This window comes from Thermococcus chitonophagus (assembly GCF_002214605.1).
GTDB classification, from domain to species: Archaea; Methanobacteriota_B; Thermococci; order Thermococcales; family Thermococcaceae; genus Pyrococcus; species Pyrococcus chitonophagus.
Map to the genome: position 1 here is coordinate 1,805,848 of NZ_CP015193.1, position 11,862 is coordinate 1,817,709.

12 protein-coding genes are annotated in these 11,862 nt (G+C 44.7%); 6 read left to right on the forward strand and 6 right to left on the reverse strand.

Annotated features, from left to right (window positions below; translation table 11 throughout):
- From A3L04_RS09950 to A3L04_RS09960, 3 genes are read right to left on the reverse strand one after another with little or no spacing between them, the layout of a single operon-like run.
- Positions 1 to 2,079, reverse strand: coding sequence for a hypothetical protein (locus A3L04_RS09950; RefSeq protein ID WP_068577714.1), 2,079 nt, complete (start codon positions 2,077 to 2,079; stop codon positions 1 to 3).
- Entirely contained in the window at positions 2,043 to 2,333 is a 291-nt protein-coding gene (locus tag A3L04_RS09955) for a MazG nucleotide pyrophosphohydrolase domain-containing protein (RefSeq protein WP_068577715.1), read from the reverse strand. The genes A3L04_RS09950 and A3L04_RS09955 overlap by 37 nt, the downstream gene beginning before the upstream one ends.
- Positions 2,330 to 3,142, reverse strand: a complete 813-nt coding sequence (locus tag A3L04_RS09960; protein WP_068577717.1) for a DNA-3-methyladenine glycosylase family protein — start codon at positions 3,140 to 3,142, stop codon at positions 2,330 to 2,332. Before A3L04_RS09960 ends, A3L04_RS09955 begins: the two co-directional genes overlap by 4 nt.
- A 112-nt stretch (positions 3,143 to 3,254) precedes the next feature.
- On the opposite strand from A3L04_RS09960, the gene A3L04_RS09965 reads away from it, so the two are divergent.
- Complete coding sequence (locus tag A3L04_RS09965; RefSeq protein ID WP_068577719.1) at positions 3,255 to 3,776, forward strand: multiprotein bridging factor aMBF1; 522 nt, start codon at positions 3,255 to 3,257, stop codon at positions 3,774 to 3,776.
- Here the strand turns inward: A3L04_RS09965 and A3L04_RS09970 are convergent, their stop codons facing one another.
- Together A3L04_RS09970 and A3L04_RS09975 are read right to left on the reverse strand one after the other, a co-directional pair.
- Positions 3,777 to 5,150, reverse strand: coding sequence for an acetyl ornithine aminotransferase family protein (locus A3L04_RS09970; protein WP_068577722.1), 1,374 nt, complete (start codon positions 5,148 to 5,150; stop codon positions 3,777 to 3,779). It abuts the gene before it with no gap.
- A 76-nt stretch (positions 5,151 to 5,226) separates the two neighbouring features.
- Entirely contained in the window at positions 5,227 to 6,780 is a 1,554-nt protein-coding gene (locus A3L04_RS09975; RefSeq protein ID WP_068577723.1) for an alanine/glycine:cation symporter family protein, read from the reverse strand.
- Positions 6,781 to 6,921: 141 nt separating this feature from the next.
- Between A3L04_RS09975 and A3L04_RS09980 the strand changes: the two genes are divergently transcribed.
- Genes A3L04_RS09980 through A3L04_RS10000 form a run of 5 tightly spaced genes read left to right on the forward strand, consistent with a single transcriptional unit; the run spans position 6,922 to position 10,691 of the window.
- Positions 6,922 to 7,728, forward strand: a complete 807-nt coding sequence (locus A3L04_RS09980; RefSeq protein WP_068577724.1) for a DUF4129 domain-containing protein — start codon at positions 6,922 to 6,924, stop codon at positions 7,726 to 7,728.
- Positions 7,718 to 8,116, forward strand: a complete 399-nt coding sequence (locus A3L04_RS09985; protein WP_084448878.1) for a hypothetical protein — start codon at positions 7,718 to 7,720, stop codon at positions 8,114 to 8,116. The genes A3L04_RS09980 and A3L04_RS09985 overlap by 11 nt, the downstream gene beginning before the upstream one ends.
- Positions 8,113 to 9,057, forward strand: a complete 945-nt coding sequence (locus tag A3L04_RS09990) for an AAA family ATPase (protein WP_068577725.1) — start codon at positions 8,113 to 8,115, stop codon at positions 9,055 to 9,057. Before A3L04_RS09985 ends, A3L04_RS09990 begins: the two co-directional genes overlap by 4 nt.
- A 6-nt stretch (positions 9,058 to 9,063) precedes the next feature.
- Complete coding sequence (locus tag A3L04_RS09995; RefSeq protein ID WP_068577726.1) at positions 9,064 to 10,284, forward strand: DUF58 domain-containing protein; 1,221 nt, start codon at positions 9,064 to 9,066, stop codon at positions 10,282 to 10,284.
- Positions 10,281 to 10,691 carry a hypothetical protein gene (locus tag A3L04_RS10000; RefSeq protein ID WP_068577727.1) on the forward strand — a complete coding sequence of 137 codons (411 nt, stop codon included), beginning with the start codon at positions 10,281 to 10,283 and terminating at the stop codon, positions 10,689 to 10,691. The genes A3L04_RS09995 and A3L04_RS10000 overlap by 4 nt, the downstream gene beginning before the upstream one ends.
- Here A3L04_RS10000 and A3L04_RS10005 read toward each other — a convergent pair.
- Entirely contained in the window at positions 10,674 to 11,861 is a 1,188-nt protein-coding gene (locus A3L04_RS10005) for an MFS transporter (protein WP_068577728.1), read from the reverse strand. The genes A3L04_RS10000 and A3L04_RS10005 overlap by 18 nt on opposite strands.
- Position 11,862: the final 1 nt, after the last annotated feature.

Below are 11,862 nucleotides of genomic sequence, written 5' to 3' on the forward strand. Positions count from 1 at the left end.
TCAACCACCCTCAAACCTCACATATTCAACCCCCAGGGGGTTTAGGTATGAGCAATTGCATAGTATCCTTATATCGTGAAGGCCTGGAGCTAGATTTACTGGAATTCTTAGTACCTTTGGTTTTTCTGAAAGTTCAGTTGTCAGAGCTAGCCTATCGTCAACGTAAATATTTGCTTTTTCACGTCCTTTTCCTACTGCAATTTTAATTTCCAACATTTTAATGTACTCCTTTGTACAGAACAGTATCGTTGAATTCTTTGATACCGAGACGGCGTAAGGATATCCCATAAGCCTTAGCTTTTGAGTGGCATAGTTCTTTATTATGAAGCCATGGACAAAGTACTTCGTTGAGTTCAGCCAACTTATCTCCCCCGATGCTAGGTAATACGAGCACACCTTCTCAATAGCTCTGCTAGAGGTCTTATTTACCCGGGACAACAACCAGAGGCCATTATAAAACTCAAGTATTCCATATTTAGAATAGAGCTGGGTAACATCTAGTGGATACGCCCTAAGCTCCCCAGCTCCCCTGCTGTCAACGTAGATGTAGGTTGCATTATCAACTCCCCCTCCATAGCATTTTATTGGAGTATCGGTTAGTATCGGTATCCATCTTCCCGAATCAAACTCACATGCCGTCAATACTTCATGATCTCCGACAATTTTGTGAACTTTAAGAATGAAATCCACAGTTTCATCGTCTAGCAAGTAAGAGGACTCACTTGCGAGGTGCTCTATTCTTACATATGGGAAAGCGAGTGCAATACCCGCGATTAAGAGAAACACCCCCAAGGATCTCCAGCGCCTTATTATCAAGTAGAGCCCCTGGGCACTTATTATGGGTATCAGAGGTGTGGCAAGCATAAATGCTCTCTCCGAGTTCCATATGGCAGATACTACTGGAACATGAACCCTGAAGAATATTTTGTTAAGGATTATAAGCAGAATAACAAAAAAAGTTCCCGAGATTGGCCTGTAGACAAATAGACCAAGCAAAAATGCAAGACCAAAGATAATTTGACCATTCGACACAAAGGTATATTTTAGCATGTGTTTAAGGAACTCAGGGTTGTCCTTATTTGGGTAGTAGCTGTTGACCTTAACTGTTCCTTCAGCATATTTCTGAGGAAGGGGCATGAAAATTATCATCAATATTAGGCTCGTGGCTAATTGATATGAGAACTTCCTAAGATCTCTCAAGACGAGAAGTGCCATTATCTGGAAAACTATATACTGGTAGGGGTGAACAATCCCCATAGTCCCGCCAAAAATCCCAAGTATTGCTGGGCTGGACCTCTCCTCCCTGACTTCAAATAGGACAAACGCGGAAAACAGAAAGAGAAGATAATTGAAAAAGGCCGGTAATAGGGCATATTGCACAAAGTAGAAATAGAGAGCAGAAACAGAGGTAATGGGAGCTGCTATTAACCCAATTTCTCGCTTTATCTTCTTACCAACCAAATATGTAGCAACCGGAAGGTACGCTATTTCAAAAAGTCTCAGGGCATTCATAGCATATATGATCTCCCCACTAACCCCGCCAGTATAGAAAGCAACTAAGACATGATAACCTGGGGGGTAGTTCGAAATAGTCTTGCTGAAGTATTCAGGAACGAGTGAGGGGGAAAAGTATGGGGTATTAGAAAGCAATATCATTTTGACTTTTGAGCCATGAAACCACGTATCAGCGGCCCTATAGTCTGGAAGGAGGAAGTAAAAGCTCCTGACCAAAAACGAGAGGAAGATTGATGCTAGAAGGACTGCACCGTCAAAATTTTCAATTTTAATCCTTATACTCGTCTTTAGACTTAAAACAACCGAAAAAACAGCCATAGTGGGCCAGATAACAGAAAAAGGGATCCCTATTCTACCAAAAAATAGCCCAACAAGAATCACTACAATGAAGCCAATACCGGGGCTCAAAAGCAGAACTTCCCAAGGATCAGAGTTCTTAAATAATCTGCTTCCAGTTAGAAAACCAAGTATAGATGTAGCTAGGATCAGAGAAAAGGGATGTCTAGAGAGGAAAAGGAATGCCAGTATTAATCCTCCGGACACTCGCAGGGCTTTTTTCCACAATACGGACACACCCCAGGATACTTCTTCTTTGCCGCCTCCTCCAAATCAATACCCACAAGATTTGCTAAACTCGCGAGCCAAGCCAAAACATCGGCAAACTCCTCTTCTAGGGCATCTTTATTGTTCTTTCTCAAAGCCTCGGCTAGTTCACCAACCTCCTCAACAAACCAGAAAAACGTCCTCTCAACTCCTCTCTTCTTATCCTTGTGATAGTAAATCTCTCTGATCATCTCTTGGAACTCGCTAATCTTCATTTTCTCACCCCCTGGGTTTTTCTATCATAGCACAGGATGTAGAAAGCTAGTAGGGACTTCCACTTACCGTAAGGTTCTATGACCTCTCTAACGTCCTTCTCCCTAACGTCCTTCACCTTCAGCCCAAATATCTTGGCTATCCCCCTCCTCAACCCTAAATCTCCAGCCGGATAAACGTTCTTTCGAAGTCCGTACATTAGGAACAACTCTGCACTCCACTTCCCGATGCCCTTGAACTTCGTGAGGTACCTTATCGCTTCCTCTTCACTAAACTCCCACAGATCAAGCCTCAAATTTCCTTTAATGAACTCCTGGGTTACGGAAAGTATGTAGTTGGCTCTATATCCAAGCTTCGCTTCTCTGATTTTATCCCCTAAGGAGAGGATATCCTGGGGTTCTGGAAACAGGTATAGATCACCCGCTTTTCTCCCAGCTAGCCTCACTAGGTTGTGTATCGCCTTCTGTGCGAACTCAAAACTTATCTGCTGCTGAGCTATAACCTCAACTATCGCCTGATACAAGCTTGGAGCCCCAGGAATAGTCAAGCCATAAAATTCCTCGATCAAAAACGCAAACTTTGAATCGCTTATCTCGGAGTAAAAGGATTCTAGATCCGTATCAAGCCCCAGGACAAACCTTATCTTCTCTATAGCCTCCTTCTTCTCTCCCCGCGAGAGATTCTCGGGAACTATGAAGTCTCCATCGTAGCCCACTACACCCTGGGGTAAAGCTTGCCAGAACACTCCCCTTTCGTACTTCCACGTCCCGTTCTTTATCATCTCATGCGTCGTTTTCTTCAGGTCGATCATTTTAACCACGCTCAGCAAGGCCCTATCATCACTTTTCAGTGCAGTTCGCTCTCATCATCGCCAGCCACTATGTTTTTTAATGCCCAACTTAAAAGGCTTAGTGGGGAAAGTTATGGCCAAGGCTAAGCCAAGGTACTGCGAGCTTTGTGGAAGGGAGATAAGGGGGCAGGGGCACGTTATAAGGATTGAAGGTGCCGAACTTTTGGTCTGTGACGAGTGCTACAGAAAGTACGGGAGGAAGCCCGGAACCTTCAGCATAATGCCCAGGAGAGAGCCAACGAGAAGAGCATCAACTCCAAGGCCCAGGCCCCAGGTGAGAAGGGAGAGGCCGTTAATAACCGAGGACATCGTTGAGGACTACGCGGAGAGGGTCATGGAGGCAATAAGGAGGAGCGGGCTGAGTTATGAGGAGCTCTCCCATAAAGTGGGTCTCTCCGTTAACGTTCTGAGGAGGATAGCTCACGGAGAGTACACGCCGACAATTGAAGAGGCCAGGAAGCTTGAAAGATTCTTTAAGATAAAGCTCATTGAGAAAGTTGAGGCTGACTTCGAGCAAAAGCCCTTAATCCCCAAGGACTACGAGCCAACTCTGGGGGATATAGCGAGAATAAAAATTAGAAAGAGGAAGAAGTAGCTAGTGCCACGTTGTTACTTTCCTCTCAACTTTTCCAGCCATGGCATCTTTGATCGCTTGCTCAATTATCTCCAAGGCCTTCTCCGCGACCTCTTGGGTTAGAACAAGTGGCGGGGTTATCCTTATCACGTTCCCAAACATTCCATAGCTCGGGAGGATTAGGCCAAGCTCGAATGCCCTCCAGCAGATCTTCCCTGTCATCTCCGGATCTGGCTTATCCCCTTCTTTAACTATCTCCACTCCGATCATTAGTCCTTTTCCTCTGACATCACCTATTATCTCGTACCTCTCCTGCATTTCCCTTAGCCTCTTCCTTATGAACTCTCCAACCCTCAGGGCATTCTCCAATAGTTTTTCCTCTTCTATTATCTCTAGCGTAGCCTCAGCTGCTGCAGATATTACCGGATTTGCGGCTGGCGTAAGAAGGGCAGAGCCGCTCGTCACTTCCATAGGCTCTTCCTTTCCGATGACCCCACTGAGGCCCATTCCGCTTGCAACACCTTTGCCAAAGATCATCAAGTCAGGCTCAACGTCGAACCACTCGCTACCCCACCACTTTCCAGTCCTTCCTATTCCGGTCTGAACTTCATCCATAACCAAAAGGATTCCATGCTCCTCGAGGATTGGCTTTAGTTCCTTGAAGAAGTTCTCCGGAGGAACAACTATTCCCGCATCACCCTGAATTGGTTCAGCAAAGAGGGCGGCAACTTCATCCGGGGGAACAACGTGGGCAAATACGTAGTTCTCAAGGTAGTCAAGGAACCTGTTTATGAGCTCGTCGGGCTCCTCGTAACCGTTAATTCCCCATACGTTCCTGTAGGGATTCGGGTATGGAAGCCAGAACACCTGGGGCATTAGCGGAGAGTAACCCCTCTTCTGGGAGACTTGGAAGGATGCTATGGAAGTTGCCCCAAACGTCTGCCCGTGATATGCCCCTATAAAGGCCAGAATCCACGGCCTTCTAGTTGAAAACTTTGAGACCTTAATCGCCATATCTACGGCATCGCTTCCGCTTAGCCCGAATATTATCTTGGGGTTCTTTATTATCGAGATCTTTGCCAGTTTTTCAGCGACCCGTATCGCCCTTTCATTGTGAGTGTAGCCAATCATCGAGTGTTGAATTAACTCTACTTGCTCCTGAACTGCCTTCACCAGTTTGGGATGAGCGTAGCCCGTGGATGCAGCTGCAGCTCCCGCCAAGAAGTCTATAAATATATTGCCATCGACATCTTCTATAAGCGGGCCAAACCCTCTTTTAGGAACTAAGGGAAACAGCTTTACTCCGATTCCCGTTGATAGTACCTTTCTTTCCCTCTCTACAAGCTCCTTTGCTTTTGGTCCTGGGGGCTTAACAACTATTCGAGGATACTCCATAATGCATCATCTCAAAGAAATATTATGTGAACAAAAAATATAAGTTAAGCGAAAAAAGTTGGAAGAATGACAAACGTTATGGGTTCTTGGATATGAACTCCTCGGTGTACTGCTTGATTATTGGGTATAGCACTATCAGTCCGATGAGGTTTGGAATGGCCATCAGCCCGTTCATCATATCCGAGAAGTTCCAGACGTCCTCAAGTGGCTTGACTGCACCGATGTAGATGAAGATCACGAAGAGTAGGTTGTAAACGAGGTGGAGCTTTGGATAGAGGTTGGCGAACTTGTTTGGATCCTGGGTGATCCACTTAGCTAAGTACATGACGTTCTGCCTTCCGTAGAATGACCACGCCAGAATCGTGGAATATGCGAAGAGCACTATTCCTATTGCCACCATTATCTTTCCTATCTGCCCGAACGCTTCAGCAAATGCTGCCTGAGTGAGCGGTGCACCGTTTAAATCTGGGTACTTTGCATAAGCTCCGGTAACTACTATGCTTATTCCAGTAAGTGAGCAGATTATCAGTGTGTCAATGAATGGACCGAGCATAGCAACGTGAGCCTGTCTAGAGGGATGATCAGTTTTAGCGGCAGCGTGGGCGAGGGTTGCCGTTCCAAGGCCTGCCTCATTGGAGAAGAGACCTCTCTTGACACCCCAGATTATAACCTGGCCTATGGCACCACCGGCAACTGCCTTTCCTGTGAACGCATCCTTGATTATTGTCGCAATTGCACTTGGTATCTGGCCTGCAAACTTGATCCAGACTCCGACCGCGAAGAGGAAGTAGATTATTGCCATGAAGGGAACGAGCATCTCGGCAACTTCACCGATCCTCTTAATTCCACCAATGACTACTATGAACGTTAGAACAGCCAGCGCAAGTCCAGTAACCCATACTGGAATACTGAATGCTTCCTTTATTGCCGCAGCCACTGAATTTGACTGTGTCATGTTACCAATGCCAAAAGCTGCTATTGCCGCGAACAGGGCGAATAATACTGCCAGTATTTTTCCAATGCTCGGTAAAAACTCCTCCTTCAGAAGTGCCAATCCAAGGATCGCAAAGAGAACTGCAATGATAAACGCCAAGATCTTGAGTCCTCCGCTGAGACCAAGCCCATCCTTTGCAATAAAGATTGCAAAGAGTATCGTCATTATCGAGGCTATGACCCTGCTAATTCCAGTCCCCTTAACTTCTGAAAAGCCCCTCTCGAGGAAATTAAATGTTCCTCCGATCATTGTTCCATCTGGGAGTTTGCTTCTGAAGGCAACGCCCAAGAGGCCCTCTGAATATCTGGTTGCCATTCCAACAAGTGCCGTAACCCACATCCAGAAGAGTGCCCCAGGACCGCCAAAGTGAATTGCCGTAGCGACTCCAGCAATGTTACCGATTCCTACAGTTCCTGAGATCGTTGCCATTAAAGCTTGAAACGGCGTAATATCTCCTTCGCCAGTCTTTTTCCTACCTTCAAAGAGCGTATATCGAATCGACCATCCAAGTCTCCTGAACTGTATTCCTTTGAGCACTATTGTAAGTAGCAATCCTGTACCCAACAAAAGGACTATCATTGGCGGTCCCCAAACTTCACCATCCAACCAATTGACAAAGTCCATAATTCCACCCATTAATGCACCCCCAAGTATATTGTCGAATTTCATTATTGCATAATGGAATATTTAAGACTTGCTTGCTCCTAATTTAACATACATGAAATTCTTTGCACTATATAGAAAAGTTTAAACATTAGGACTCCCAAGCATGTATCAATGAGAGCAAGGATCGTGCTACTATTTATCGTAATACTTGCAATGATTGGTTTAATCAGGGGAACAGCCCATAGCGAGTGGGGAAGTTTAAGTGCCGACGTAATTCTTGAGGCAATAGTCTTCATCTATATTTTTGCGGCAATAGTTGCGTTTATATTCCTAATTCTGATAAGGGAAAAGGACATAGAGAGGGAAGATATGTATAATTGGAAGTTCTCCCTTAAAGAGCTTATCCTTTATGGCCTCTCATTTGTAATGGTTATGGTATACTTCTTCATCATCACCAAAGGACTCAAACTTCTTGCAAAATCACCAAAAAACGAAACAAGTACGAGAGTCGCCGTAGGAGGCACCTCCCCAACGCTCTTCAGACCTCCAGTCATGAGCAAGCCCGTTCCCACTCTGATAAGTTACATCCCGATAATCCTGCTACTGACAATAACAGTTTTCCTGGGACTTGAAGTCATTCGAGGGGTAAGAACCATTACAAAGAAGAGACAAGTAAAGAGAACACTCACGGACTTTGATATAAAGCTCCAAGAAAAGGGCCTGGATCTGTTTTCAAACCCCAGGGAAGCAGTTATAGAGCTGTACAAAAAAGCCGTATTATGGCTCGAAGTGTTAGGGATACCATATAAAGAAAGCTGGACGCATTGGGAACACGCTGAAAAGGTGGCTTATAAGAGGAGAGCGTATGTAGAGTTAGCAAGACTCTTTGAAAAAGCCAAATACGCACCAGACAAAGTCACGTATGAAGATGCAGAAAAGGCATACAAGCTGTATCAGGTGATAAAGGGTGAAAGTTAAGTACATAATACCTCTTATTCCGGCAATGGTTGCATTCACTTATGGCTCCTATCTAGTTAGGTGGATATTTGCGATAATAACCGCAGCCATCCTATTCGTATATTCTCTAGAAGACGTCGAAATACCGGCAAAATTTAGATTTAAACCGGAAGTCAACATGGATGATGAAATTAGACGTCTATCAAATATAGTTAAGAGAACAGAGAGAAGTAACACAGCCAGGAGGATAGTAGTTGATCATATCTTAGAGGCATATCACAATATGGGTTACGAATATTCAGACTTAAGGAAGAACCCGCCTGAAGCTTTAAGGTTACTTAAAGATGAAAGCAATTTCCTCGAAAGATTAGAAAGATCACTGGAAATATTAGAGGAGGAGGTAAAATGAACATAGAAAAGAAAGCTAAGATGATATTAGATGAAGTTAAAAAAGCCATAGTTGGGAAGGATGGTGTTCTGAAGTTGATTCTCGCTTCAATACTAGCGGATGGCCATATTCTCATTGAAGACCTCCCTGGACTTGCAAAAACCTTAATGGCTAAGAGCTTCGCAAAGGCGCTTGGCCTTCAATTTAAGAGAGTTCAGTTTACACCTGACTTATTGCCAAGCGACATCCTGGGTATTAATGTATTTAATCAGAAAACACTAGAGTTTGAATTTAGAAAAGGACCGGTATTTACCAACATTCTCCTAGCCGATGAAATAAACAGATCACCTCCCAAGACCCAATCAGCCCTTCTTGAGGCTATGCAAGAAAGACAGGTAACAATAGATGGGAAGACGTATCCCCTTCCCAAACCATTTATCGTAATAGCAACTCAGAATCCAATAGAGCAGGAGGGAACGTATCCCCTCCCAGAAGCCCAGCTAGACAGGTTTTTAGTTAGACTTAGAGTTGGATACCCAAATCGTGAAGATGAAAAAGAGATTCTGAGGAGGAGAATAGAGAGAAAGCAGGAAGAAGTCGATATTAAACCTGTGGTGAGTCCAGAAGACGTTCTAAAAATGCAGAAGGAGATCGAAGACGTGTATGTGAGCGATGCAATAATTGAATATATAGTGTCGATAGTATGGGCCACTAGGGAGGATAAGAGGGATATCGAAGTTGGTGTATCTCCAAGGGGAAGCTTGGCCCTTCTCAAGTTGGCAAGAGCTTACGCAGCCATTAATGGGAGAGATTATGTAATTCCAGACGATGTGAAGGCGATCGCTGTTCCAGCTTTGAGCCATAGAATTATATTGAAAAGGGAACTATGGTATACAAAAGTCAGTCAAGAAGCCATAATAGAGAAGATACTCGACAAAGTCCCAGTTCCAAAATTTGAGTGAGGAGCTATGAAAGCAACTGGAAGGGCTTATTCGTTAATGACGGTCGCATGGGTTATTGTCATAATGTCTTATCTCCTAGTCCGATGGGAGGGGATAGCCCTCACACTTCCTATTTTGACTATTTTTCTGCTTTCTTCTCTGCTCTTCAAACCAACAATCGATATTGAAGTGTCTAGGGAAATCTCATCATCACGGGTTATTGAAGGCCAAAAAGTCACGGTAAAGCTACGAATAAAAGCGAAATCCAAAGTGATATCGCTCTACATTCAGGATTTAACCCCAAATTCTGTTGAGATCATTGGTAGGAACTTTGCCGTTTTCTCGTTTAACAGTGGGGATGAACGTGAGATTAAGTATGAAATTAAAGTCCCACGGGGTTACCATAAGTTCGAAGGAGTTAGGGTCGTATACCGTGACCCATTGGGCCTGTTTGAGGAAGATAAGGTTATAGATCTCTACGATGAGGTAATTGGAGTTCCCCAAATAGAGGATATTATAACACCATATACAACAAAAGGCACTAAGATTACGATTGGACATCTCCCTTCTCCCAGACTCGGTGAAGGGTTAGAATTCCATGCCATTAGAGAGTACCAACCGGGTGATCCAATCAAGATAATAAACTGGAAGGCCACCGCTAAGCTTGGCAAGATAATGGTAAATGAGTTTGAGAGTGAAAGGAAAGTAGATGTGGTTGTTATAATTGACGCAACGTACAAGGGACAAAGCGTTTTTGACTACATGATGCGTGCAGCTTCTTCAGTATTGCTGGATGCCTTAGAGAACGGAATGAGCTTTGGTATCTTAATCTCTGAAGCGGTTCCACTAATGATAAATGTCGATTATGGAAAGAGACACTTTTTCAGATGCATTGATGCCCTGAGCATGGCTAAGCCAGACAAAAACAACCTTATCTTTTACCAAGTGGAGCATCTCTCAAAAACGAAGATACCACCAAGAGCCCAAATTGTATTTATCTCACCCTTCTTGACTAAGGAAAGTGAGGAGGCACTAATTGCCCTCTATACGCGGGGATACAGAGTAGTTGCAATAAGTCCCGATCCATACTCAACATACACTCCACAAACAAAAGAGGAGAATCTTGCAATAAAGTTGTTGTCATTAAAAAGAAAAGCTAGGCTCAAAAAAATGAGGAAATACGCCGTTATTATTGACTGGAATCTCAAGAAATCGTTGAGATCAGCCATTATGGAGGTTATAAAATGAAGATGAGGATATTAACGATATTTATCCTTGCAGTATTCCTTCTTCAATTTTCCCATGGTGTTATTCTCATTCCACTTTCACTTCTCAGCATCTTTTCCTTTTCCCTTGGAGCGGTGTTCCTAGCGATATTGGGGGCGTACCTAATAGCCACTGGAGCAACAGGAATTCTCGGGGTAATGACAATGGCCCTAGCCCTACTCGCGGTAGAGGTGGGAGAATTGGAAAGAATAAAGGCACCAGCAAGCCATTACCTTATTGCCACGCTTAGTGTGGGCTTGGCAATCCCACTCTACCTGATTACCTTAGGACTGTCGACCCTTAAATTCCCCCTTGACGTTACTTGGATTGCCGTAGTGTTTGCCTTCGCTCTATACATCTTTATAAGGCAGTCACTCTTCAACGGGTAGCCTCATCCTCCTAACGATCAGCAACGTCAGTATTCCGATGAGGGGCATTATCGTCAGCTCAGCCAGTGCCAAGGTCTCGCTGTGCTTCGCCAACAAATCGGTCACGGTAGGTGCAACAGCGTTAGCAGAGTTTGATATCAGACCAAGTGCAAAGTTAGCCCTAGGAACGACTTCCTGGGGGTATGTGGCTGGAGCGCTAGTCCAAAACGCGGGGCCCGTACCCTGCAGTGCCCCTACAAGGACAACACTTGCTAGGGCCAAGCTATAGTTCCCAGCCAGCATGGCTTTTGAGTAGACGACAAGTCCCAGGAACGCAACGGCATATGCTATTATCATGACTCTAACTATGGCATTGAACAAGCCCCTGGGGTCAGTATTCTTCTTTGAGAGCTGGTAACCGAGGTAACCAAACCCTATGCTCCAAAGAGCCTTAGAGATGCTAAGAGTCGTGGAGAGCGTTGCAACGTGGCTCTTGGTCCATCCCATCTTGTATCCGAGGCTACTTGAAAATCCTATTATGGTGAATATTACCCACAGGGCGGGGAAGAACGTGAAGCCAAGAACCCAAGTAAAGGGGAGTTTCCAGACATTTACCTTCGCTTCCCCTCCCCGTGGATGCCTTATCTCAAAGTCCTCCGTAAAGGCGTACCACAGAGCGTAAACAACGTATATGACCAAGCCCGTTAAAATGAACCCCATCTTCCAAGAGACGTAGCCCAGGAGATACCTCGCGCTTATACTCCCAAAGACGCCTCCCCAGAATATTCCGGAAAGTATTATGCCCTTTGCAAAGGGCCTTTCAGCGACGAAGTATCTCGCTATTTGCGTACTGAACAATGGAACTAGCCCAACAACGAAACCCTGAATGAATCTAAGGAAGACAACAGCATTCCAATTGCCAACAAAGGGTATCAGCATTTGGGGAATTGCAGCCCAAGAGACAACAATTCCGACGCTTCTCTTAAACGACCCCTCATACAGCCTCGTATGGCCTATCAGGAATGCGACGAATAAACCAAAAACATAGGCTATGTGTTGAAGCTCATAAGCTGAATCGGGAATTCCAAAGTGCTTTATTATGTCCGGCCTCGCAACACCCATGAACGTTAGGGTTCCAAAGCCCGCGGTCATCAATAACGTGTCAAGTATCACGGACTTCCACCTTCCCATT

What these genes read in the sequence shown, in the direction of transcription:
- A3L04_RS09955 (WP_068577715.1), bottom strand. Translation starts at nt 2,333, where the DNA reads ATGAAGATTAGCGAGTTCCAAGAGATGATCAGAGAGATTTACTATCAC.
- A3L04_RS09960 (WP_068577717.1), bottom strand. Translation starts at nt 3,142, where the DNA reads ATGATCGACCTGAAGAAAACGACGCATGAGATGATAAAGAACGGGACG.
- A3L04_RS09965 (WP_068577719.1), top strand. Translation starts at nt 3,255, where the DNA reads ATGGCCAAGGCTAAGCCAAGGTACTGCGAGCTTTGTGGAAGGGAGATA.
- A3L04_RS09970 (WP_068577722.1), bottom strand. Translation starts at nt 5,150, where the DNA reads ATGGAGTATCCTCGAATAGTTGTTAAGCCCCCAGGACCAAAAGCAAAG.
- A3L04_RS09975 (WP_068577723.1), bottom strand. Translation starts at nt 6,780, where the DNA reads ATGGGTGGAATTATGGACTTTGTCAATTGGTTGGATGGTGAAGTTTGG.
- A3L04_RS09980 (WP_068577724.1), top strand. Translation starts at nt 6,922, where the DNA reads ATGAGAGCAAGGATCGTGCTACTATTTATCGTAATACTTGCAATGATT.
- A3L04_RS09990 (WP_068577725.1), top strand. Translation starts at nt 8,113, where the DNA reads ATGAACATAGAAAAGAAAGCTAAGATGATATTAGATGAAGTTAAAAAA.
- A3L04_RS09995 (WP_068577726.1), top strand. Translation starts at nt 9,064, where the DNA reads ATGAAAGCAACTGGAAGGGCTTATTCGTTAATGACGGTCGCATGGGTT.
- A3L04_RS10000 (WP_068577727.1), top strand. Translation starts at nt 10,281, where the DNA reads ATGAAGATGAGGATATTAACGATATTTATCCTTGCAGTATTCCTTCTT.
- A3L04_RS10005 (WP_068577728.1), bottom strand. Translation starts at nt 11,861, where the DNA reads ATGGGAAGGTGGAAGTCCGTGATACTTGACACGTTATTGATGACCGCG.